The organism is Longispora albida DSM 44784, from assembly GCF_000379825.1.
In the GTDB taxonomy this organism is placed as follows: Bacteria; Actinomycetota; Actinomycetes; order Mycobacteriales; family Micromonosporaceae; genus Longispora; species Longispora albida.
This window is the reverse complement of the sequence record NZ_KB903834.1, coordinates 320067-341481: the sequence shown is the minus strand read 5'-3', so window position 1 is coordinate 341481 and position 21415 is coordinate 320067. Positions and strand designations below refer to the sequence as shown.

The 21415-nt window shown below is 70.6% G+C and carries 23 protein-coding genes and 1 tRNA gene; 16 read left to right on the top strand and 8 right to left on the bottom strand.

The window, feature by feature from the left end:
- Window positions 1-3: 3 nt before the first annotated feature.
- The 11 genes from A3G1_RS0122140 (at window position 4) to A3G1_RS0122090 (ending at window position 9682) form a co-directional block, all read left to right on the top strand.
- Complete coding sequence (locus A3G1_RS0122140) at window positions 4-504, top strand: DUF501 domain-containing protein (protein WP_040479339.1); 501 nt, start codon at window positions 4-6, stop codon at window positions 502-504.
- On the top strand, window positions 501-1415 hold the full coding sequence (locus A3G1_RS0122135) for a Ppx/GppA phosphatase family protein (protein WP_026212392.1): 915 nt from the start codon (window positions 501-503) through the stop codon (window positions 1413-1415). The genes A3G1_RS0122140 and A3G1_RS0122135 overlap by 4 nt, the downstream gene beginning before the upstream one ends.
- A gap of 73 nt (window positions 1416-1488) precedes the next feature.
- Window positions 1489-2955 (top strand): M1 family metallopeptidase, encoded by a 1467-nt coding sequence (locus A3G1_RS0122130; protein ID WP_018351678.1) that lies wholly within the window; start codon window positions 1489-1491, stop codon window positions 2953-2955.
- A 135-nt stretch (window positions 2956-3090) separates the two neighbouring features.
- Window positions 3091-3420, top strand: coding sequence for a PadR family transcriptional regulator (locus A3G1_RS0122125; RefSeq protein WP_018351677.1), 330 nt, complete (start codon window positions 3091-3093; stop codon window positions 3418-3420).
- The gene (locus A3G1_RS36155; RefSeq protein ID WP_018351676.1) at window positions 3417-4016 is read left to right on the top strand and encodes an HAAS signaling domain-containing protein; all 600 of its coding nucleotides are present in this window, start codon (window positions 3417-3419) and stop codon (window positions 4014-4016) included. The genes A3G1_RS0122125 and A3G1_RS36155 overlap by 4 nt, the downstream gene beginning before the upstream one ends.
- 144 nt (window positions 4017-4160) lie before the next feature.
- On the top strand, window positions 4161-4874 hold the full coding sequence (locus tag A3G1_RS36150) for a DUF4129 domain-containing protein (RefSeq protein ID WP_040479150.1): 714 nt from the start codon (window positions 4161-4163) through the stop codon (window positions 4872-4874).
- Complete coding sequence (locus A3G1_RS38860; RefSeq protein ID WP_018351674.1) at window positions 4871-5440, top strand: hypothetical protein; 570 nt, start codon at window positions 4871-4873, stop codon at window positions 5438-5440. Before A3G1_RS36150 ends, A3G1_RS38860 begins: the two co-directional genes overlap by 4 nt.
- The gene (locus A3G1_RS0122105; RefSeq protein WP_018351673.1) at window positions 5437-6459 is read left to right on the top strand and encodes an AAA family ATPase; all 1023 of its coding nucleotides are present in this window, start codon (window positions 5437-5439) and stop codon (window positions 6457-6459) included. Before A3G1_RS38860 ends, A3G1_RS0122105 begins: the two co-directional genes overlap by 4 nt.
- On the top strand, window positions 6450-7763 hold the full coding sequence (locus A3G1_RS0122100) for a DUF58 domain-containing protein (RefSeq protein WP_018351672.1): 1314 nt from the start codon (window positions 6450-6452) through the stop codon (window positions 7761-7763). Before A3G1_RS0122105 ends, A3G1_RS0122100 begins: the two co-directional genes overlap by 10 nt.
- Window positions 7764-7785: 22 nt before the next feature.
- Window positions 7786-8355 (top strand): hypothetical protein, encoded by a 570-nt coding sequence (locus tag A3G1_RS0122095; RefSeq protein WP_018351671.1) that lies wholly within the window; start codon window positions 7786-7788, stop codon window positions 8353-8355.
- Between the two features lie 7 nt (window positions 8356-8362).
- Window positions 8363-9682: an NAD(P)/FAD-dependent oxidoreductase gene (locus tag A3G1_RS0122090; protein WP_018351670.1), complete on the top strand. Its 1320-nt coding sequence runs from the start codon at window positions 8363-8365 to the stop codon at window positions 9680-9682.
- 68 nt (window positions 9683-9750) lie between these two features.
- On the opposite strand, the gene A3G1_RS0122085 is transcribed toward A3G1_RS0122090, so the two are convergent.
- From A3G1_RS0122085 to A3G1_RS0122070, 4 genes are all read right to left on the bottom strand, one after another.
- Complete coding sequence (locus A3G1_RS0122085) at window positions 9751-10257, bottom strand: GNAT family N-acetyltransferase (RefSeq protein ID WP_018351669.1); 507 nt, start codon at window positions 10255-10257, stop codon at window positions 9751-9753.
- Complete coding sequence (locus A3G1_RS0122080; protein ID WP_018351668.1) at window positions 10254-10526, bottom strand: type II toxin-antitoxin system TacA family antitoxin; 273 nt, start codon at window positions 10524-10526, stop codon at window positions 10254-10256. Before A3G1_RS0122080 ends, A3G1_RS0122085 begins: the two co-directional genes overlap by 4 nt.
- A gap of 90 nt (window positions 10527-10616) precedes the next feature.
- A complete protein-coding gene (locus tag A3G1_RS0122075) occupies window positions 10617-12014 on the bottom strand; it encodes an aminopeptidase P family protein (RefSeq protein ID WP_018351667.1) in 1398 nt (465 codons plus the stop codon).
- Window position 12015: 1 nt separating this feature from the next.
- A complete protein-coding gene (locus A3G1_RS0122070; RefSeq protein ID WP_157641276.1) occupies window positions 12016-13761 on the bottom strand; it encodes a hypothetical protein in 1746 nt (581 codons plus the stop codon).
- Window positions 13762-13842: 81 nt separating this feature from the next.
- Between A3G1_RS0122070 and A3G1_RS0122065 the strand changes: the two genes are divergently transcribed.
- The 3 genes from A3G1_RS0122065 (at window position 13843) to A3G1_RS0122055 (ending at window position 16150) form a co-directional block, all read left to right on the top strand.
- Window positions 13843-13923, top strand: a tRNA-Leu gene (locus A3G1_RS0122065).
- 61 nt (window positions 13924-13984) lie between these two features.
- Window positions 13985-14788, top strand: a complete 804-nt coding sequence (locus A3G1_RS0122060) for a Bax inhibitor-1/YccA family protein (protein WP_018351665.1) — start codon at window positions 13985-13987, stop codon at window positions 14786-14788.
- A gap of 117 nt (window positions 14789-14905) precedes the next feature.
- On the top strand, window positions 14906-16150 hold the full coding sequence (locus A3G1_RS0122055; RefSeq protein WP_026212391.1) for an acetyl-CoA C-acetyltransferase: 1245 nt from the start codon (window positions 14906-14908) through the stop codon (window positions 16148-16150).
- A 4-nt stretch (window positions 16151-16154) separates the two neighbouring features.
- Here A3G1_RS0122055 and A3G1_RS0122050 read toward each other — a convergent pair whose 3' ends face one another.
- Both A3G1_RS0122050 and A3G1_RS36140 read right to left on the bottom strand, forming a co-directional pair.
- Window positions 16155-16934, bottom strand: coding sequence for an SGNH/GDSL hydrolase family protein (locus A3G1_RS0122050; RefSeq protein ID WP_018351663.1), 780 nt, complete (start codon window positions 16932-16934; stop codon window positions 16155-16157).
- Complete coding sequence (locus A3G1_RS36140) at window positions 16931-17692, bottom strand: SGNH/GDSL hydrolase family protein (RefSeq protein ID WP_018351662.1); 762 nt, start codon at window positions 17690-17692, stop codon at window positions 16931-16933. The genes A3G1_RS0122050 and A3G1_RS36140 overlap by 4 nt, the downstream gene beginning before the upstream one ends.
- 103 nt (window positions 17693-17795) lie before the next feature.
- Here A3G1_RS36140 and A3G1_RS0122040 point away from each other — a divergent pair, with 103 nt between their 5' ends.
- Window positions 17796-19166: a cystathionine beta-synthase gene (locus A3G1_RS0122040; RefSeq protein WP_018351661.1), complete on the top strand. Its 1371-nt coding sequence runs from the start codon at window positions 17796-17798 to the stop codon at window positions 19164-19166.
- Window positions 19167-19299: 133 nt separating this feature from the next.
- On the opposite strand, the gene A3G1_RS0122035 is transcribed toward A3G1_RS0122040, so the two are convergent.
- A complete protein-coding gene (locus tag A3G1_RS0122035; RefSeq protein ID WP_245563563.1) occupies window positions 19300-19815 on the bottom strand; it encodes a TetR/AcrR family transcriptional regulator in 516 nt (171 codons plus the stop codon).
- 25 nt (window positions 19816-19840) lie between these two features.
- Window positions 19841-20644, bottom strand: a complete 804-nt coding sequence (locus A3G1_RS0122030; RefSeq protein WP_018351659.1) for an alpha/beta fold hydrolase — start codon at window positions 20642-20644, stop codon at window positions 19841-19843.
- 250 nt (window positions 20645-20894) lie between these two features.
- Here A3G1_RS0122030 and A3G1_RS41490 point away from each other — a divergent pair, with 250 nt between their 5' ends.
- Window positions 20895-21245, top strand: a complete 351-nt coding sequence (locus A3G1_RS41490) for a hypothetical protein (protein ID WP_211216367.1) — start codon at window positions 20895-20897, stop codon at window positions 21243-21245.
- Window positions 21246-21415: the final 170 nt, after the last annotated feature.

Sequence of the window (21415 nt, the reverse complement as noted above, 5' to 3'; positions counted from 1 at the left end):
CAGATGGTGAGCGCAGACGATCTCGCGGCGGTGGCCGCCCAGCTCGGCCGGACCCCGCGCGGGACACGGGCCGTGGCGCACCGCTGCCCGTGCGGCAACCCTGACGTGGTGGAGACCGAGCCCCGGCTGCCCGACGGCACCCCCTTCCCGACCACGTACTACCTGACCTGCCCGAAGGCGACCGGCGGCGCGTCGACCCTGGAGTCGGAGGGCCTGATGCGCGAGCAGCAGGACCGCCTGGCCACCGACCCGGAGCTCGCAGCCCAGTACCTGTTGGCGCACGAGGACTACCTGGCCCGCCGCGAAGCCATCGGCCACGTCGCCGAGATCGACGGCATCTCGGCCGGCGGGATGCCCGACCGGGTGAAGTGCCTGCACGTGCACCTCGGCCACGCGCTCGCCGCCGGCCCCGGGGTCAACCCGTTCGGCGACGAGGTACGCGAGCGGCTCGGCGAGTGGTGGGCCGACGGCCCGTGCGTGCAGCCGGGGACGGCCGGCGCATGAGGGTCGCGGCGATCGACTGCGGGACCAACTCGGTACGCCTGCTCATCGCGGACCTCCGGGGCGGAGCACTCTCGGAGCTGGTGCGGGAGATGCGGATCGTCCGGCTCGGCGAGGGCGTGGACCGGACGGGCCGGCTGGCCCCGGCGGCGATCGAGCGGACGAGGCTCGCGCTGGAGGAGTACGCCGGCCTGATCAAGGAGCACGGTGCCGACCGGGTCCGGATGGTCGCGACCAGCGCCTCCCGCGACGCGGAGAACGCCGGCGAGTTCGTCGCGATGGTCCGCTCGGTGCTGGGGATCGATCCCGAGGTCGTGTCCGGCGACGAGGAGGCCCGGCTGTCGTTCACGGGCGCGGTGCGTGGCCTGGAGACCGAGGGCCCGTACCTGGTCGTCGACATCGGCGGCGGCTCGACGGAGTTCGTCGTCGGTGACCGGGAGGTCGAGTCCGCGATCAGCGTGGACATCGGCTGCGTCCGGATGACCGAGCGGCACATCCACGCCGATCCGCCGTCCACTGTGGAACTGGCGGACGCGACCGCTGACATCACGGCCACCGTCGAGCGGGCACTCGGCGCGGTCGGGGGCGGCCGGGGGCTGACCCTGGTCGGCCTGGCCGGCTCCGTCACCACGATCGCGGGGATCTGGCTGGGGCTCACCAGGTACGAGCCGAAGTCCATTCACCACGCAGTGGTGCCAGCCGCCGGCGTGGCAGACGTCGTGGACCGGCTGATCGGCATGGACCACGACACACGCCTGGCGATCCCGATCATGCATCCGGGCCGGGCCGACGTGATCATCGCCGGCGGCCTGATCCTCCGCACGATCATGGAGCGGACCGGAGCCGGGGCAGTGATCGCCTCCGAGTCCGACATCCTCGACGGGATCGCCTGGGGACTGTCCCCTGACCAGTAATAGCGGGTGATCTCGCGCACCGCTGAGCGCTGGCGGGGCAGCTGGATCCGGTGGTTTTCCCTACCGTACGGGGATGCGCCGAACCCCACTCCTCGCCCTGCCGCTGGCCGGGCTGCTGCTCGCGGCCTGCACCGCCGAGTCAGCCACACCGAAGGCCGCCGCCCCGACCGGCGGCGCGCCGGGCTCCGCCAGCCCCTCCGCAGCCCCGGGCGTCGACTACGCCAAGTGGTCGGCGGGCAAGTCGTCCCCGGTGGCCGACACGCTCTACCCGGCCAAGGGCAACGCCCAGCTCGACGTGCTGCACTACGCCCTCGACCTGGCGTGGGCGCCGGAGACCAAGACCTTCACCGGCAAGGCGACCCTGCGGATCCGCCCCGTCGCGGACGCCGCGGAGATCAAGCTGGACTTCGCCGCCTACACGGTGGACGAGGTGGCTGTGGACGGCAAGGTCTCGGCTGGCACCGTGGCACAGGAGAAGCTGGTCGTGCCCAGCGGGGTGAAGAAGGACCAGCCGGTCACGCTGACCGTGAAGTACCACGGCACGCCGAAGACGGTGCCGATGCCGTCGAAGCGTGGCGACGCTGAGGGGCTCGGGCTCACCGTCACGGACGACAGCGAACTGTGGACGATGCAGGAGCCGTACGGGGCCTTCACCTGGTACCCGGCCAACGACTTCCCCTCCGACAAGGCCCTCTACGACATCTCCGTCACGGCTCCGGCCGGCTGGGCTGGCATCGCGTCGGGTACACCGGCCGGGCAGTCGGGGGACACGTACAAGTACACGACCACCGATCCCGTCGCGAGTTACCTGACCACGCTCGTCGTCGGCAAGTACACGAAGGTCACGGACACCGGCCCGCATGGCATCCCGCTGACCTACTGGTACCGGGCAGGCAAGAACGACGAGGTCCTTCCGTGGCTGAAGAAGTCGCCGAAGCAGCTGGAGTGGCTGGAGGCCCGGTTCGGCCCGTACCCGTTCCCGAGCGGCGGCGTCGTGATCGTGCCCTCGGAGTCCGGCATGGAGACCCAGCAGATGATCACGCTGGGCGACCACCTGGAGATCCCGGCCGACAAGCGGGAGGCGGCCTTCGACGGCAACCTGCTGCACGAGTACGGCCACCACTGGTTCGGTAACTCCGTGACCACGTCCACCTGGACGGACCTGTGGCTGAACGAGGGCTGGACCATGTACGTCCAGTACCTCTACCAGAACGAGCGGGACAAGGTCACTCCCGAGCAGTTCGAGCAGTGGCTGCGGCAGCGTGACGCGAAGCTCCGTGCCGAGGTCGGCCCGCCCGGCAAGCCCGTGGCCGGCCGGTTCGCCGAGAGCAACGTGTACACCTGCCCGGCTGGCATGCTGCTGAAGATCCACCAGAAGCTCGGCGATGACCGGTTCTTCAAGCTGGCCCGGGACTGGGTGCAGACCCAGAAGAACACGGGTCAGGACCGGGCCTCGTTCATCGCCTTCGTCAACAAGCACACCGGCGAGGACTTCACCGCCCTGATCAACGCCTGGCTGGACTCGCCGACCACCCCGTAGTCCACGTCAGTCCCGTGGCCCGGCAGCATCCCCGCTGCCGGGCCACAGGTGTCCCGGGGGCCACTGTGGATGTTTCCGGCCACTGTGGTCTGCCGCGATGGACAGTACTGTGCAATGCGGAGTACTCTGCGATGCGTGGATACGACCCAGCTCTTCAAGGGAGTCCTCGACCTCGCCGTCCTCGCCGTGCTCCGCGAGGAGGACGGCTACGGCTACGACATCCTCCGGCGGCTGCGCGCCGCCGGGATGTCGGAGATCGGCGACGCCACGATCTACGGCACCCTGCGCAGGCTGTTCGCCGCCGGGTACCTGACGACGTATGTCGTGCCGTCCGAGGCCGGCCCGAACCGTAAGTACTACGCCCTCACCCTCGCCGGGAACATCCAGCTCCATCATGGCTCGAAAGTGTGGCGCGGGTTCACCGAAACCATGAACAGCCTGCTGGGCGAGAGGAAAAAGCCATGACGAACCTGGGAACGGACAGCCAGCCGGCGGTGAACCGGGCGATGGAGGCCAGCGCGTACCTGGCCGGGGTCCGCGCCGCGCTCGCCGACCTGCCGGCCGCACTGCGCGAGGACCTGCTGGAAGAGCTGCCCGGTCACCTCGCCGAGGTACAGGCGGAGGGCGCAGGCTCACTGGTGGAACGGTTGGGCAGTCCCGTCGCCTACGCGGCCGAGCTGCGCGCCTCGGCAGGCCTGCCGCCCGGCCCGGTGCCGAGCGCGCCCAGCACTGTGGACTACCGGGAGCTGGCCCGGCGGTGCGACGAGGCGGCCGGCCGGCTCGCCGGGTACGAGAAGGGAAGTGATCTTCTCCGGGACCTGCTGCCCGGCTGGTGGGTGCTGAGGGGCGTCTTCGCCACCGTGCTCCTGATGGCCACCATCGGCCTGCACTGGTATCTCGGGCTGGTGACCGTGCCGCTGGCCGTGGTCATGGCGATGGTCTCGGTCCGGATCGGCCGGGCCAGCCGGACCTGGCCGCTGCCCGCCAAGATGATCATGATCGGCCTCAATGGACTGCTGTCCCTGCCCTACGCCGCGAGCCTCCTCAGCAGGCTGAGCTGAGCCCTAGAGGTCCTGACTCAATGGCTGGGGCCGCCACAGCACCACCGCCATTGAGTTAGGACCTCTTAGCGCACTTCTCCAACTTGTCCCCCTCGTTACGTGCCGCCCGTCACATCGTTACCGAGCTGGGCATAGGGTGTCTGCGTGAATGTTGGTCGGGGGGCAAGGCGGTGGGCGCCGGTCGCGGTGGTCCTGCTGCTTCTCGTCACGGTCGGCCTCGTGGCCACCCAGGCCGGAGTGCAGGCGACCAAGCTGCCGCCGCTCACCCGGCCCAGCTCCGTCGTCTCCCCTGAGGACGAGCCCGGGGAGGCCGCGGCTTCCGCGGAGGCGGAGGCGGTGTCCCAGGGCGACGTCAGCGGCATCCCCAGCTGGGTGATCACGCTCGCCCTCGGCATCATGGTCGCGATCATGATCTCGGTGGTCGTCGCCGTGCTGTGGACGGTCGCCAAGCAGTCGATCAGCGTGCACATGCGCTCGTTCTCCAAGCTGAATCCGGACACCAAGACGCCGGAGCAACGGGCAGCCGAGGTACGCGACGCCGTCGCCGCCAGCCTGACCGTGCTGGACGACGGCAGCACCGACCCGCGCCGGGCCGTGATCGCCTGCTGGCTGCGGCTGGAGGCGGTGGCAGCGTCGGCGGGCACCGTACGCGAGGCCGGCGACACCCCAGCCGAGCTGATCACGCGGCTGCTCGGCGACCACGAGCTGAGCGCGCCCAGCCTCGCCGAACTCGCCGAGCTCTACCGCCTGGCCCGCTACGCCCCGCACGCCGTGCCGGAAGGCATGCGCGACCGGGCCCGCGCCGCGCTCGGCCGCCTCCACAGTGAACTCGCGTCCTCGCCAGTGGCCCCGTCATGACCAGCATCGACGACCTGCTGACCGAGGACCGCCCCGCCAGGAACCGGCGCCGCCGGGCCCGGGTCACCGTGCGCGGCATGGTGATCGGAGCCTGCGCCGGAGCCGCGGTCATCGCTGGCGTTCTCTACGTGCTGATCGCCGGCACCGGGTACACGATTCCCTTCGTCTTCCTGTTCCTGCTCTGCCTGGCCGTCATCGCGTCCTTCCGGCTGAGCCGGCTGCTGGCCCCGCCGAAGGGCAGCGTCCAGATGGAGCGGCCGCAGCCCGAAGACGACTGGTTCCGCGTGCCGAACCGGCCCTTCGCCGAGGCCATGTACTGGATCAGGCAGCTCGACTACGCCGACGGCAAGCCCGTCGACTTCGTCCGCACGCTGGTACCGGCGATCGGCGCGCTGGCCGACGAGCGCCTCCGGCTCCGGTACGGCGTCACCCGGCAGAGCCACCCGGCCCGCGCGGCGGAGCTGCTCGGCCCCCGCCTGAGCGCCTTCCTGGCCACGACGGAGCTGAAACAGGTGCCCAAGCCCGCCGAACTGTCCGCACTGGTGAAAGAACTGGAGTCACTATGAACCCGCTGAAGCCGCTGGAGGTCAGCAGGCTCGCCCGCGCGGTGCTCGACCAGGTCGGCACGGTCGTGGTCGGCAAGCGTGACGCGCTGGAACTGGTGCTGGCAGGCATCCTGGCCGGCGGGCACGTCCTGCTGGAGGACCTGCCCGGCCTGGGCAAGACCCTCACGGCGCGGACGATGGCGCAGGCGCTGGGCATCGAGTTCCGCAGGCTCCAGTTCACCCCGGACCTGCTGCCCGCCGACGTCACCGGCTCGTTCCTCTACGACCAGCGCACCCACGACTTCACCTTCCGGCCCGGCCCGGTCTTCACCAACCTGCTGCTCGCCGACGAGATCAACCGGACGCCGCCGAAGACCCAGGCCGCGCTGCTGGAGGCCATGCAGGAGAAGCAGGTCTCCGTCGAGGGCACGACCTACCGCCTGACGGCGCCCTTCCACGTGCTGGCCACCGCCAACCCCATCGAGCACGAGGGCACGTACCCGCTGCCGGAGGCCCAGCTCGACCGCTTCCTGCTCCGCGTCTCCTTCGGGTACCCGACGCAGGAGGAGGAGCTCGACGTGCTCCACCGGCGGATGGCCCGGCAGCGCGAGGAGGTCGTGGTCCAGCCCATTGTGGACGCTCCCACGCTGCTCGCGATGCAGGAGTCGCTGGAGTACGTGTCGGTGGAGGAGTCGATCAGCCGGTACGTGGTGGACCTCGTCGCGGCGACCCGTTCCGACCCGCGCGTGCTCGTCGGGGCCTCCCCGCGTGGCTCGCTGGCCCTCCTGCTGCTCGGCCGGGCCCGGGCCGTGCTGGCCGGGCGCGACTACGTCGTACCGGAGGACATCAAGGGTGTCGCCATCCCGGCCCTGTCGCACCGGATCACCCTCCGGCCCGAGATGTGGCTCCGGCGGGTCGACCCGGGGCTGGTGGTCCGCGAGGTGGTCGACGCGGTACCGGCGCCCGCCAGCGGCGCGCTGCCGCAGTACGCGTACGCCACCGAGGAGGTGCCGGTCGGCGAGGCCTCCCAGTGGCGCTGAAGACGCAGGACGAGGCCGCCGACTGGGTACCGACCAAGGCGCTCCGGCGTGCCGTGCTGCTCAGCCTGCTGATCTCGGTCATCGCCGTGGTCACCGGCCGGGCCGAGCTGATCGTGCTCGCCGCGCCCTTCGCGGTCGGGGCGGCCTACTCGCTGCGCAACCGGCCGAAGTCGCTGCCGGAGGCCGTGGTGTCGACGGAGGAGCCGTACCTGACGGAAGGCGACCGGGCCACCGTCAGGATCAGCGTGGCCAACCCCGACGAGGCTGACTACGACCTGGCCGTCGTCCGGCTCGCAGCTGCCCCGGCCCTGAAGATCCAGAACGTGGACCGGGCGTTCGTCAGCCCGGTACTGGCCTCCGCCGTGATGGATCTCGACCTGTCCGGCGAGGCGACCCGGTGGGGCAGGCAGGCCGTCGGCCCGCTCCAGGTGTACGCGTTCGCGTGCGACGCGATGCTGGAGAGCCGGCCCATCGTCGCCGAGCCCCTCCGGCTCAAGGTCTTCCCGGCCACCGAGCCCTTCGAGGCCGACGAGGCGATGCCGCGCGCAGCCGGGCTGGTCGGGGCGCACCGCTCCCGCCGGTACGGCGACGGCGGCGAGCTGGCGGGTATCCGCCAGTTCTCCACGGGCGACCGGCTCCGGCGGATCGACTGGCGGACCTCCCTGCGCACCAGGGAACTCCACGTCGCCCACACGCTCTCCGACCGCGACGCCGAGCTGGTTCTCCTGCTCGACGTCCTCAACGAGGCCGGGAACCCGGCAGCGGCTCCCACCGTCCTCGACACGACCGTCCGGGCGGCGGCGGGCATCGCCCAGCACTACCTCGGCTGCGGCGACCGGGTGTCGATGGTGGAGTACGGCGCGCGGGCCCGGCGGCTCCGCGCGGGCAGCGGCAGGCGCCACTACCTCGCCGCGCTCGAGTGGCTGCTCGACGTCCGGCCGGGCGGGACGGAGTTCGACCCGGTCGACGGGCTGTTCAACCGGTACGTCCTGCCGAACAGCGCCCTGGTCGTCGTGCTGACCCCGCTCCTGGAAGCCCGCAGCGCCGGCCTGCTGGCCCGCCTGGCCCGGGCCGGCCGTTCCGTCGTCGCGATCGACACCCTGCCCCCGGGCATCCGGCCGGTCACCGACAGCCCCTGGGGCGACATCGCCAACCGGCTCTGGCACCTCGACCGGGAGAACACCGTCGGGGAGCTGCTCGAACACGGCGTGCCCTTCGTACCCTGGGCGGGCGCGGGCAGCCTGGACCAGGTACTCCGCGACGTGTCCCGGATGGCAGCGGCCCCCAGGGCAGGCCTGCGATGACCGGGCGAGGGGAGCGAGCACGATGATGCTGGACGCCGCCAGGACCGGCAGCCGGAACCTGGGCCGGATCTCGCCGGGCCCGCTGCTCGTCCGGGCCATCGCCTTCTGCGCCGGTCTCGCGACGCTCGGCCTGGCCCTGCCCCCGACGATGTTCACCGCGCCGAGCATGGTCGTCTCGGCGCTGCTGGCCGCCCTCGCCGCGATCTTCCCGCGCAGCGCGGCCGTGACCCTGCTGCTGGTGGTGGCGCTGGGGCTCTGGCTGGGCGGCACGGCCGTCGACGGGGGCGAGGTGTCCGGCCTGGGCCTGATCCTGCTCGGCTGGGCGATGTACTTCCAGCACACCGCCTGCGCCCTGGCGGCTGCCGTGCCGCTCGACGCGGTGGTCCTGCCATCCGTCCTGTTTAGGTGGTTTGCCCGAACTGCCGTCGTGATGTTAGTCACCGCCATATTGGGGGTGGTCGTGGTCACGCTGTCCGGCAAGATCCCTGAGCGCTCATCCCTGGTGTTTCCGCTGCTCGGAGTGGCCTGCGCCATTCTGATCGGGGTCATATTGGCCTACCTGGCGCTCCGCCGCCCCCGGGACGGCTCATGATGAAGACATGGCTGGAAAGAGGATCCTCGTCGTCGGTGCCGGACACGTCGGGCTGTACACGGCACTGAAGCTCTCCAAGAAGCTGAAGAGCCGCGAAGCTGAGATCGTCGTGATCGACCCGCAGCCGCACATGACGTACCAGCCCTTCCTCCCCGAGGCGGCGGCGGGCAACATCTCCCCCCGGCACGCGGTCGTCCCGCTGCGCCGGGTGCTCCGCAAGTGCACCGTCATCACGGGCCTGGTCACCTCGATCAGGCACGAGACCAAGACCGTCACCATCCAGCCGCTCGTCGGCCCGGACTGGGACACCAGCTACGACCACATCATCGTCGCCCCCGGCTCCGTCTCGCGCACCCTGCCCATCCCGGGCCTCAAGGAGAGCGCGATCGGCTTCAAGACGATCGGTGAGGCGATCTACCTGCGCAACCGGGTACTCGCCCAGCTCGACATCGCGGCCAGCACCACCGACCCGGCCACCCGCCGCCGCGCGCTGTCCTTCACCTTCGTCGGCGGCGGCTTCGCCGGCATCGAGGCGCTCGCCGAGATGGCCGACATGGTCGACGACGCCCTCAAGTACTACCCGGAGCTCGACCGCTCCGAGGTCCGCTGGGTCCTGGTCGAGGCCTCCGAGAAGATCCTCCCCGAGGTCGGCCTGGAACTCGGCGCCTACACCGCCGTCCAGCTCGTCGAGCGCGGCATGGACGTCCGGCTCGGTACCCGCCTGGAGTCCTGCGTGGACGGCAAGGTGGTCCTGTCCGACGGCGAGACCTTCGAGTCGGACACCATCTGCTGGACGGCCGGCGTCAAGCCGCACCCGATGCTCGACTCCACCGACCTGCCACGCCACGACCGGTCCCGCAAGGTCATGTGCAACGCGAAGCTCCAGGTCATCCAGGCCGACGGCACCCCGATCGACGGCGTGTGGAGCGCTGGCGACTGCGCCCAGGTACCCGACCTCAGCGTCGACGACCCGGAAGCGACCTGCGCGCCGAACGCCCAGCACGCCGTCCGCCAGGCCGCCACGCTGGCCAGCAACATCGTGGCAGTGGTCCGGGGCCGCGAGCCGCGGGAGTACAAGCACAAGTGGGCCGGTTCCGTCGCCAGCCTCGGCCTGCACAAGGGTGTGGCGTACCTGTTCGGCTTCAAGGTCCGCGGCCTGCCGGCCTGGTGGGTGCACCGCACGTACCACATGAGCCGGATCCCTTCCTTCAACCGGAAGGTCCGCGTGGTCGCCGACTGGACCCTGGCCCTGTTCACCAAGCGCGAGGTCATCGCCCTCGGTCAGCTCCAGGCCCCCAAGCACGAGTGGCGCGAGGACTCGTTCTGAGCAGCTAGCGCACAGAGCGCTACAGAACTACGGCCGCCCCCGGGCGGCCGTAGTTCTTTGGGGACACGTCAGCTCAGTGCCCGTCGTAGGTCTTTCATGAACAGCACGAGGTGCATCGGATCCGTGGGGGACTCGTCGAACTTCGCGAGTCCCTGGTAGAAGTTCCGGGCTGCTTCGGTCTCGCAGTGAATGAGCAAGGCCCGAACCCCGATGACCTCCGAGGCCACGGCCACTCGGGTGAGTGCGTCCACGATCAGTGACCGGCCGAGCCCTCGTCCTTGCATCGACAGGTCCACGCCCAGCCGGGTCAGGATGACAATCGGCTGAGGATATTGCCCGGCACCTTGGAGCAGCCTGCGCGGCGCGTCGGCAGGGGACACACTGCCCGCTGAAAGCGCGTAGTAGCCCGCCACTCGTTCCCCGGAGGCGGTGACGTAGACCCGAGACAAGCCAGCCCGGTGAGCCTGGAGCGCATGCCGGATCAGCCAGTCGGACTGTGCGGCCGAACCGCAGTCGAAGCCTGCGACGACGTGCTGCGCGTTCAGCGGCTCCGGTGCGCCGAATCTTGGGCTCACTCAGCAGCCTCGCCGAACACTGTCGGCTTGCGAAGGAGTTCTCGCAGGCCAGGTACGTCCTTGGCTGGCTCGTCCAGGGCTCGGTCGAATGCCTGCCAGCCTTCGTCGTCCAGCACGAAGGTGCGCCTGTCGGCCAGTACGTCCGCCGCCGCTTCTGTGGCGACGCGCAGAACGAAAGCCGAGACTGATTGGCCAGTGGCTTCGCTGGCGGCTTCCAGTAGTGCCTTCTGTTCCTCATCGACCCGCAGGTGCAGACGTTCAGCCTTCATGAGGTCAGTGTACGCACAACGTGCACCCGGTGAGTGGCGGAAAAATGGGGCTGAGGTCAGTGACCCCAGCCCCTGCGTGCCTCGACCTGGCTAGCGGACCAGGTCCGCCATCCAGGACTCGACATCGGAGGCCGTGCGGGGGAGCTGGTGGGACAGCATCTCGTAGCCGTCGGCCGTGATCAGGAGGTCCTCCTCGATCCGGAAGCCCATGCCGCGCAGTTCCTCGGGGATCAGCAGGTCGTCGGGCTGGAAGTAGATGCCGGGCTCGACGGTGAGGACGTGGCCGGGTTCGAGGCGGCCGTCGAGGTAGTTCGTGGCGCGGGCCCGGCCGCAGTCGTGGACGTCGAGGCCGATCATGTGGCCGGAGCCGCACAGCGTCCAGCGGCGGTAGATGGTCGACTCGGGGTCGAGGGCCTGCTCGGCCGGTACGGGGAGGACGCCCAGGTCCTCCAGCCCGTGCGCCATCACGCGCATCGCGGCCCGGTGGAAGTCGCGGTACTCGGCGCCGGGCTTCAGGGTCTCCAGCGCCGCGTCGTTGGCCCGCCGGGACAGCTCGTAGACGTCGCGCTGGAGCGGCGTGAAGCGGCCGGAGATCGGCAGGACGCGGGTGATGTCGGCGGTGTAGAGCGAGGTCAGCTCGACGCCGGCGTCGAGGAGCAGGAGGTCCCCGTCGCGGATCGGGCCGTTGTTCTCGATCCAGTGCAGGGTGGTGGCGTGGGAGCCGGCCGCGACGATCGAGTGGTACCCGACGTCGTTGCCCTCCGTCCGCGCCCGCCGCCAGAACGTGCCTTCCAGGTACCGCTCGCCGCCGCCCGTCTTCGCGAACTCCAGCGCCCGGACCACATCCTCGAACCCGCGCGCCGTCACCTCGCACGCGAGCCGCATCTGGCCTACCTCCCACTCGTCCTTGACGAGCCGCAGCTCGGAGAGGACGACGGAGAGTTCGAGGTCCGCCCGGCCGTCGCCGCGCTGGGGCAGGTCGGCGTCGACGGTCGCGTCCACGCCCCGCAGCAGCCGGGCCGGGCCGGCCAGGGACAGCTCGTTGATGTGGCGTACCTCCAGCCCGAGGCTGGTCGTCGACTCGCGCAGGGTCGGGCGGCGCCCGGCCCACAGCTCGCCGTACCGCCGGTCGGTGAAGAACTCGCCGTCGGAGCGGTTGGACTTGGGCCGGAGGTAGAGGACGCCCTCGCCGGACGGTTCGAGGACGAAGACGCCGTCGGAGGTCTGGTCGCCGGTCAGCCACACGTACGCGGAGTGCGGGCGGAACCGGTAGTCCTGGTCGTTGGAGCGGGGGATCATGCGGCCGGAGGGCACGATGATCCGCTCGCCGGGGAAGGCCGCGGCGAGGCGCTTGCGCCGGGCCTCGGTGTACGGGGCGAAGTCGGCGGGGTCGACATCGCGTTCGCCGTCGGCCCAGCCTGCCTTCATGAACTCGGTTAGGGCCTCGGTGACCGGCCAGTCGTGGCTACCGGTCGCGAACTCCGCCATCTCACACCCTCCAAACCCAGACGCCGGCGATGCGTTCCCCCTGGCCGTAGAGGCCGTCGAGGGTCAGCTTCAGCTCGTCGTGGAACGTCGACGGGCCGAGAGTAATACATGATGCATTCCAGTAGCGAGCATCGCGCTGTGCCTGCTCCCGCTCCGGCGGTCCGATGACCGGCACCGTCCCTTTTTGGTGTACTTCATGAAGCAGCGCCGCCGTCGGCTGCGAGTAGACGCCCATCGCGGCCCGGCCCTCCGCCCCGTACGGCCCGATGAAGAACCCCTCCGGTACCCCGAACGCCACGTTGGCCGCCGTGGCCCAGCGCAGCGGCTCGGGCGCGGCCGGCGTCGGCAGCGGTACCGGCACGAGCACCCCGCCCGGCCGCACGCACTTCTCCCAGTGCCCGGCCGAGAAGAACCCGGGTACCTCCGGCCGGGACACCGTGCCGAGCTGCACCGGCAGCAGCGGTACAAGAGCCAGCGCGATCCCGCCCGTCATCACGTACCGCGACAGATCGGCCGCCTGCATGGCCTCGTGCACCGTCAGCGCGAGCAGCCCCGCGATCAGAGGTACCAGGATCAGCGCGAACCGGCTCGGCAGCGCCCCGTCCACGACCGGCAGCCCCTCCAGCAGCACGTACGGCCCGGCGACGCCGGTACGTTCCCCGCCGACCACGATCTCCGGGCCGAAGGAGAGCCCGGCGGCGATCAGGCCGGTGACCAGGGCGGCCCGGACGTAGGCGCTCTGGAACAGGTACCCGGTGCACGCGGCGACCACGAGCAGCAGCGGCCAGCCCAGGAACGTGTTCATCTCCGTCGCGTTCGGCGCGAGCCTGACCGACTCCTCGGATCCAGCCAGGGAGTACGGGGAATACGCGAGGTAGCTGGCCAGGTCCGCGGAGAAGTACGAAGGCGGGAACAGGCCGTTCGGCACGGACTGCCGGCCGGCGAACTGCACCCACAGTGGATATCCGAGCAGGACGATCGCGAGCCCGGCCGCCACGCCCAGCCCGATCCCGAGCGGGCGGAGCGCCGCCCGGAGCTGCTGCCAGCCGACGACCGCGTACGACAGCGTGAGCAGGGCCAGGGTGAGCGCGGTGAGGAAGAGGACCTCCTCCCCGGCGAAGAGCTGGAGCGCGATGAGCAGCCCGAGGGCCACCCCGGTCCGGACCGGGGTCTGTGCCCTGGTGAGGCGCAGCACGCAGTACACGATGAGGGGTATGAGGATCTGAGCTGTGATGTGCAGGTGGCTGTTGGACTGCGACAGCATCGCCGGGGCGAAGCCGCAGAACAGGCCGCCGGCCGCCGCACCGGCCCGGTGCAGCCGGAAACCCCGCGCGAACAGCAGATACCAGCCGGAGGCCGTGCCGGCCAGGTTGGCGGCGACCAGGACGGCGAAGGAGACCGGCGCGCCGAACAGGAACGTGACCGGGGCCAGCACGATCCCCGAGAGCAGGTTCGTCGCGTTGGCCAGGAGGTTGATCCCCTCCGGACTGTTCATCCTGTCCGAGACGAGGGACAGGTCCCCGGTCCAGAACCGGGCGCCCTGTGCCAGGAACCACTCGGTCAGCGTCTGGTCGGCCGGATTGACCGCCAGCGCCCTCGTGCCCGGCGACGGCCACAGTCCAGCAGTGACAAAGGCCGCAATCGCCAGATACGCCAGCATCGCGCCGGCGTCCAGCCGGGCGGTTCGGCCGAATCGTCCGGCTTGCCTCGGTGTCGTGGCCGGCTCCGGCTGACACGTGGTGGTCACCCCGGTCACGGTAGTGGAGTAAGCGGGTACCACGGGAGGGCCACTTCGGGCTACCGTGGCTTTCTGACGAAGAGTCTCGGAGCCCGGATGGTGGAATGGCAGACACGGCCGACTTAAACTCGGCTGCCGCGAGGCGTGTGGGTTCGACCCCCACTCCGGGCACTGTATGTCCGATTTCCCTGCGAGTCCCGAACGTCCGGTTACGCTGAAAGGTATGCCAGAGTTGAAGAGCTCTAACGGCGCTCTGGGGCGCGTCCTGACCGGCGCAGCCCAGGACCGCAACACGTACGCACAGCCGGGTTACCCGGCTCCCTACGGCGACACCGGCTACGCCGCGCCGCAGGTCCGCACGATGACCGTCGACGACGTGGTCATCCGTACCGTATTCCTGCTAGCCCTCACCGGCATCACCGGCGCGGTGAGCTGGCTGTTCATCCCGCCGGCCGTCCAGGGCCTCGCCCTGCTGGCCTCCGGCGTGATCGGCCTCGTCCTCGCGCTCGTGATCGTCTTCGCCCAGGTGACCAACCCGGTCGTGATCAGCGCCTACGCGGTGATCCAGGGCGTCGCGGCCGGTGTGGTCAGCAAGTTCTACGAGAACCTGTACGACGGCATCGTGCTCCAGGCGGTGGTCGCCACCTTCGGCGTCTTCTTCGCGATGGCGGTGCTGTACAAGTTCCGGGTGCTGCGGGCCACGCCCAAGTTCGCCCGTGGCGTGATCGGCGCCCTGATCGGCGTCGTCGCCCTCATGCTGATCAACTTCGTGGTCGGTTTCTTCAACGACGGTGGCATCGGCATCCGTGCCTCCGCCGACCCGTCGGCGAAGGTCAGCTGGCTGCCGATCGTGTTCAGCCTCGTGGTGATCGTCGTCGCCGCGCTGACCTTCATCCTCGACTTCGACCAGGTCGAGCAGGGCGTGCGCTACGGCCTCCCGGAGAAGTACGCGTGGGCCTGCGCCTTCGGCCTCCTCGTCGGCCTGATCTTCCTGTACTACGAGGTCCTGCGCCTGCTTTCCTACCTGCGGCGGTAGTCAGACCGCAAGATCATGGGACCCCTCACGCTGCCATAGCAGCATGAGGGGTCCCACTGTCTTGCCAGTGACCCAGACCACCCGCGCCCCAAGTTACTGGAGCGTTAACCTATGGGCATGCCTGAAGCCGTCATCGTCTCCACCGCCCGTACGCCGATCGGCCGCGCCCACAAGGGCTCGCTGAAGGACCTCCGCCCCGACGACCTGGCGGCCACGGCCATCCGGGCCGCGCTGGACAAGATCCCGGAGCTGGACCCGACGCTGATCGACGACCTGTACCTCGGCTGCGGCCTGCCCGGCGGCGAGCACGGCTTCAACATGGGCCGGGTCGTGTCGACGCTGCTCGGCTACGACCACCTGCCGGCCGCGACCCTGACCCGGTACTGTGCCTCGTCCGTGCAGACCACCCGGATGGCGTTCCACGCGATCAAGGCCGGCGAGGGTGACGTGTTCATCTCGGCCGGCGTGGAGGCGGTCTCCCGGTACGCCCGGGGTAACTCGGACTGGCTGCCCGACGACGCCCGCGCCGCGGTTGGCGGCGGCTGGCAGAACCCGAGGTTCGCCGGGGCCCGTGAGCGTTCGGCGCTGGCGGAGCAGGGCGGCCAGACCTGGCACGACCCGCGTCAGGACGGCGAGCTGCCCGACATCTACCTGTCGATGGGCCACACCGCGGAGAACCTGGCCCAGGCCAAGGGCGTGACCCGCCGGGACATGGACGAGTTCGGCGTGCGCAGCCAGAACCTCGCGGAGGAGGCCATCAAGAACGGCTTCTGGGCCCGCGAGATCACGCCGGTCACCCTGCCGGACGGCACCGTGGTCAGCACCGACGACGGCCCTCGGGCCGGCGTGACGCTGGAGGGCGTCGAGGGCCTCAAGCCGGTGTTCCGCCCGGACGGCCTGGTCACGGCTGGCAACTGCTGCCCGCTCAACGACGGCGCTGCCGCTGTCGTGATCATGAGTGACGTGAAGGCGCGTGAGCTGGGCCTGACCCCGCTGGCCCGGATCGTGTCCACCGGCGTCACGGCCCTCTCCCCGGAGATCATGGGCCTCGGGCCGGTCGAGGCCACCCGCCAGGCGCTCAAGCGGGCCGGCATGAGCATCTCCGACGTCGACCTCTTCGAGATCAACGAGGCGTTCGCCGCCCAGGTCATTCCCTCGTACCGCGACCTGGAGATCCCGCTGGACAAGCTGAACGTGATGGGCGGAGCGATCGCCATCGGCCACCCGTTCGGCATGACCGGTGCCCGGATCACCGGCACCCTGCTCAACGCGCTCGACTGGCACGACAAGTCGATCGGCCTGGAGACGATGTGCGTGGGCGGCGGCCAGGGCATGGCTCTCGTCCTGGAGCGCCTGTCCTAACCGGTCAGTGCGTGGCGATGCTCAGCGCCGTCCGGCAGGCCGGCGCCAGAGCATGCGCCCACAGCCGGTACCCGTCGGCCGACGGGTGGTAGTCGTCCCAGCACAGGGTGCCCGGGTCGGTACGGAACATCACGCCGGTCTCCGCCGCGAGGTCCACGGGGACGCCCCCGGCCTCGCGGACGGCCGCGTTCTGGGCGCTCGCCAGGGTCCGGCCGCGCCGGGCGACGAGAGCCCGCAGCGGCTGGGCGATCGCGCGGGCGGCCCCGAGATCCGGGCAGGTGCCGGCCACGACAGGTACCCCGGCGCGCCGCAGGCGCCGGACTGCCGTGCCGAGCAGCGCTGCCGAGGTCTCCGCCCGGCCGGGCCGGATGGCGTCGTTGGCGCCGATCAGGATGACGGCGAGGTCGGGGCGCTGGCCGAGGAGAGCGCGGGCGACCTGGGTGGCCAGCTCGCCTGACCGGGCCCCGGCGACGGCCACATTGGACAGCTCCACCCGGTACCCGTCGGCGGCCAGCAGCTCGGCCAGCTGCCCGCCGACCGTGTCGGAGGCCTGCTCGACGCCAACGCCGGCCGCCGTGGAGTCACCGAGCAGGACGAGCCGCAGCGGCGTGGCAGCCGGGCGGCCGACGCTGCCCCGGTGGGCGAGGCTGAGTTCCGGCCGGGCGTACCGGCGCTGCCTGGCGACGGCCGCCTCGATGGCGACCAGGCTCAGCAGCCCGGCGGCGGCCAGGCCGGTGCCGTACGCGAAGGTCCGCAGCTTCGGTCTGACCGTACGCTCCGTCATGCTGGCTCCCTGATGAGTGCGGCCCGGACGGCCGGCAGCAGCGCGTTGGCCGCGGCGGCGTAACCGGCGGCCGAGGGGTGGAACCGGTCGGCGCTGAACATCTCGGCCGGCGCCGCCGCGAACTCCGGCCCGAGCAGCGCCCCGAGCTGCACAGCCCGGCCACCCGCCGCCTCGACGGCCCTGGTCTGCATCGCGGCGAGCTGCCTGCTCCACTGCCGGGCGACCCAGCGCAGCGGGGGCTGGATCGGCTGGATCGTACCGAGATCCGGGCAGGTCCCGACCACGACTTCCGCGCCGAGTTCGCGCAGGGCCCGCACGGCGTCGGCGAGCAGCCGGACGGCGAGGGCCGGGCGGACGCCGTGCGTGACGTCGTTACCGCCGATGACGATGATCGCGATGTCCATCGGGTGGGCGCTGGCCAGCTCGATCTGCGCCGCCAGGTGCCCGCTCTCCGCCCCGACGACCGCGAAGCACCGGTACTCGACCGGGACGCCGAGCGAGGCCGCGATCAGCGCCCCTGGGGTCTGCGCCGGATGGTCGACGCCGAGCCCGGCGGCTGAGGAGTCCCCGAGCATCACGAGCCGGATGGGCATGCCGTCGCCGGGGAAGTGGCCGCTGCCGTCGGGTGGTGGCCGGTCGGCGTCGGGGATCGCGCGTTTGGCCAGCTGGGCCTGCCCGAAGAGCAGGCCGGTGAGTAACGCCCCGGCCAGACCCAGCCCACCGCCGCCATAGGCGAAGGCTTTGGCGAACCGGTTCATGTCGCGAGCGTAGCCGAGCAGGGCGAGGCTTCCCTTCCGATATCGCCGGGTCGGTAGGCTCAATCTGTCGGAGAATCTCCCGGAGCCAGAAGGGCACAGCGACGTGCAGTACTACAACTCGGTTGTCGAGCTGATCGGCAACACCCCCCTGGTCAGGCTGCGCAGTGTGACCGAGGGCATCCAGGCGACCGTGCTCGCGAAGGTGGAGTACTTCAACCCCGGCGGCAGTGTGAAGGACCGGATCGCCGAGCGGATGATCGAGACTGCCGAGCGCGAGGGCCTGCTCAAGCCGGGCGGCACGATCGTCGAGCCGACCTCCGGCAACACGGGCGTCGGCCTGGCCCTGGTCGCGCAGACCAAGGGCTACAAGTGCGTCTTCGTCTGCCCGGACAAGGTCAGCGAAGACAAGATCAATGTCCTGCGGGCGTACGGCGCCGAGGTCGTGGTCTGCCCGACCGCCGTGGCCCCCGAGGACCCCCGGTCCTACTACAACGTGTCCGACCGGCTCGCCGCGGAGATCCCGGGCGCGTGGAAGCCGAACCAGTACTCCAACCAGGACAATCCCCGGTCGCACTACGAGACCACGGGCCCGGAGCTGTGGACGCAGACCGACGGCCGGATCACCCACTTCGTGGCGGGCGTCGGCACGGGCGGCACGATCTCGGGCACCGGCCGGTACCTGAAGGAGCAGAACGGGAACGTCAAGATCATTGGCGCGGACCCGGAGGGCTCGGTCTACTCCGGCGGCACCGGCCGCCCGTACCTGGTCGAGGGCGTCGGCGAGGACTTCTGGCCGACGACGTACGACACGGAGATCTGCGACGAGATCATCGCGGTGTCCGACAAGGACTCCTTCGAGATCACCCGCCGCCTGGCCCGCGAGGAGGGCCTGCTGGTCGGCGGCTCGTGCGGCATGGCGGTCGTGGCCGCGCTGGAAGTCGCGCGCAAGGCCGGCCCGGACGACGTGGTCGTGGTGCTCCTGCCGGACAACGGCCGCGGGTACCTCTCGAAGATCTTCAACGACAGGTGGATGGCGCACTACGGCTTCCTGCGGACCGGCGGCCAGGACACGACCGTCGCTGACGTGCTGGCCACGAAGGGCGGCGAGCTGCCGGAACTCGTGCACACTCACCCGACGGAGACGGTCCGCGACGCGATCGACATCCTCCGCGAGTACCACGTCTCGCAGATGCCGGTCGTCAAGGCCGAGCCGCCGATCGTCACGGCGGAGATCGTGGGCTCCATCGTGGAGCGTGACCTGCTCGACGCGGTGTTCAGCGGCCGGGCCAGCCTGCACGACTCGATCGAGCAGCACATGTCCGAGCCCCTGCCGATGATCGGCGGCGGCCAGCCGGTCGCCGAGGCGGTGGCTTTGCTGGAGAAGGCTGACGCGGCACTGGTCCTGATCGAGGGCAAGCCCCGAGGAGTAATCACCCGCCAGGACCTCCTCTCGCATACCGTTTCGACCCGCTGAGCGAAAATCTGAGCTGCGCAGAGCAAAAGCCCGTGTACAACCAGTACACGGGCTTTCACTCTGCTTGTCAGATTTCCGCTCAGCGGGCCACTTCGCCTTAGATCAAGATCAAGGGCCGAAGAACATTTAGTTGTTACTGGTGCCGGGTGTGCTCTGGGGCGGATTGCAGGCCGGTCTCCAGGGCGGAGATGAGCAGAGCGAACGTGTCGTCGAGTTTGTCGGGGAGGCCGAAGCCGCCGGTTGTCTCCAGGCTGACGAAGCCGTGGAGGGCGCTGCGGATGATCCGGGCGGCGTGGACGCGGCCGGTGTCGGGGATGCCGTAGCTGGCGATCAGGGCGAAGATCGGGGCGAGTGCCCGGGTGGCGGCCTCGTCGAGGCGGGGGTCGGCGCGCTGGCTCGCGGCGTAACAGGCGGGGTTGGCCACGGCGTACTCCCGGTAGGCGTTGGCGAGGGCCGGCAGGCCGCTGGTGCCGGCCATCGCGCCGGCCAGGCCGTCGACGCCGCGCAGGGCGAGCTGGTGCAGGAGTTCCGGCAGGCCGTTGACGTGCCGGTAGAGCGAGGGTGAGCGGACGCCCAGCCGTTCGGCGAGCAGGGCCAGGGTGAGGTTCGGCAGGCCGATCTCGTTGGCGAGCGCTGCGGCGGCGTCCACCACCGCAGCTGTGGTGAGCCCGGCCCTAGGCACGGTGCAGGGCCATGATCGCGTCGGCCACCACGGCGGGCGTCTGGACGTGCGGCTGGTGCCCGGCGCCCTCGGCGATGACCTTCCGGCCGCGTACGGCCTGGGCCGCCCACTCCGCCTGCGCCAGCGGGTCCGGGAAGTCGGGGTCGGCGCTGCCCATCACGACGACGGCTGGCGTGGAGATCCGGGGGAGCGCGTCCTCGGCTCGGGCGTGCGACATGCTGCGAATGTAGTGGCTGGCCGCGGCGGCCCGGCCCGGTTCGGCGAGGTTGGCGGCGAGCGCCGCCCGGTACTCGTCGAAGTCGGCGGGGACGTTGCCCGCGTACATCTTCACGACGTGGCTCTTCCACAGCGACACGGCCAGCTTGGGCGACCGGGCCAGGAACTTCACGAGGCTCAGCATGACCGAGGGCGCGGGATCGCGGAGGAAGGGCGCGACGAGCACGATCCCGGAGACCAGCTCGGGTGCCGTGGCGGCGACGACGGCGGAGGCCGCGGCACCGGAGGATGCGCCGACCAGGATGGCCGGGCCCGAGCCGAGGTGCCGGAGCAGGGCGATGACGTCGTCGGCGATCGGCGCGCTGCCGTACTCAGCCCACACTGCCCCGGTCTCACCCATGCCGCGAATGTCCATAGTGACCACCCGGTACCCGGCCTGCACCAGCATCGGCGTGAGGAGCCGGTACTCCGACCGCAGCCCGATCATCCCGGGAACGCACAGCACCAGCGGTCCGGAGCCCTGCTCGTCGTACGCGATCCGGCCGTGCGCGGTGTCGAGGTACTTCGTCGTCTGCGTCATGCTAATGAGGTTAGCTAACATCATTAGCTTTCGTCAAGAGCGCGCTCCGGAAGGCTCGCCGGCGGTCAAATTGGAGGTCGCACAAGCTGTCCGATGACAGGGCGCATCCGGCCCCTAACGTGGAGTCCGGAGGTTCTTCCAGAGGGGTCATCACCCGATGGGGGGAGTAAAAGTGGTCACGGTCGATCTCGCAGCGGTGGACACTCCTGCGGACGTCACAGACCCACTGTTATGGCGCGACGCCCAGTTCATGCTGGAGCGTCACGCCAGGCCCGACGAGCGCGGGCTGTGCGTGTGGTGCGGACGAGCCTGGTCCTGTGCCCCGCGCCGCCTCGCCGAGCGGGCCGCCGCCGCGGCACGCAAGCCGTGGCGGGAGGCATGGACGGCGCGGCACGACATCGCCGGCATGCGCGCGCTGCCCGAGTGGCGGCGGGCCGAGCCGGCCAGCGGGCACCTGCCGCCAGCGAACGGCGTGATCACGAGCAACCCGGCCAACACCAGCAGCCACACTGCACCGCTTACCCTCAGCGCTTCGAACGCCCCGGTCACACCGGCCACCCCCGACGCCAAGCGGAACCGGCCCAGCCCGCACTTCCGCTAGCGGACGGCCACGGCCCCGATCCCCGTCCAGCGATCCGATCTTCCCTGGCCGACCTGTCCTACCTGGTTTCCCGGTCGACCTGCCTGCCCCTGCGCGCCTCGAGCCCTCAGGCGCGCCCGCCCCGGCGGCGGCTCCCCTGCCGCCGGGTGAGCGGCTCCCCACGGGCCGGC

Bases quoted from the DNA above. Each gene is read 5' to 3' on its own strand.
- A3G1_RS0122140 (WP_040479339.1), top strand. From the start codon at position 4: ATGGTGAGCGCAGACGATCTCGCGGCGGTGGCCGCCCAGCTCGGCCGG.
- A3G1_RS0122050 (WP_018351663.1), bottom strand. From the start codon at position 16,934: ATGACGGAGCGTACGGTCAGACCGAAGCTGCGGACCTTCGCGTACGGC.
- A3G1_RS0122075 (WP_018351667.1), bottom strand. From the start codon at position 12,014: ATGGCGGAGTTCGCGACCGGTAGCCACGACTGGCCGGTCACCGAGGCC.
- A3G1_RS0122030 (WP_018351659.1), bottom strand. From the start codon at position 20,644: ATGACGCAGACGACGAAGTACCTCGACACCGCGCACGGCCGGATCGCG.
- A3G1_RS36140 (WP_018351662.1), bottom strand. From the start codon at position 17,692: ATGAACCGGTTCGCCAAAGCCTTCGCCTATGGCGGCGGTGGGCTGGGT.
- A3G1_RS0122135 (WP_026212392.1), top strand. From the start codon at position 501: ATGAGGGTCGCGGCGATCGACTGCGGGACCAACTCGGTACGCCTGCTC.
- A3G1_RS0122105 (WP_018351673.1), top strand. From the start codon at position 5,437: ATGAACCCGCTGAAGCCGCTGGAGGTCAGCAGGCTCGCCCGCGCGGTG.
- A3G1_RS0122130 (WP_018351678.1), top strand. From the start codon at position 1,489: ATGCGCCGAACCCCACTCCTCGCCCTGCCGCTGGCCGGGCTGCTGCTC.
- A3G1_RS0122055 (WP_026212391.1), top strand. From the start codon at position 14,906: ATGCCTGAAGCCGTCATCGTCTCCACCGCCCGTACGCCGATCGGCCGC.
- A3G1_RS41490 (WP_211216367.1), top strand. From the start codon at position 20,895: ATGCTGGAGCGTCACGCCAGGCCCGACGAGCGCGGGCTGTGCGTGTGG.
- A3G1_RS36155 (WP_018351676.1), top strand. From the start codon at position 3,417: ATGACGAACCTGGGAACGGACAGCCAGCCGGCGGTGAACCGGGCGATG.
- A3G1_RS0122095 (WP_018351671.1), top strand. From the start codon at position 7,786: ATGATGCTGGACGCCGCCAGGACCGGCAGCCGGAACCTGGGCCGGATC.
- A3G1_RS0122090 (WP_018351670.1), top strand. From the start codon at position 8,363: ATGGCTGGAAAGAGGATCCTCGTCGTCGGTGCCGGACACGTCGGGCTG.
- A3G1_RS0122080 (WP_018351668.1), bottom strand. From the start codon at position 10,526: ATGAAGGCTGAACGTCTGCACCTGCGGGTCGATGAGGAACAGAAGGCA.
- A3G1_RS38860 (WP_018351674.1), top strand. From the start codon at position 4,871: ATGACCAGCATCGACGACCTGCTGACCGAGGACCGCCCCGCCAGGAAC.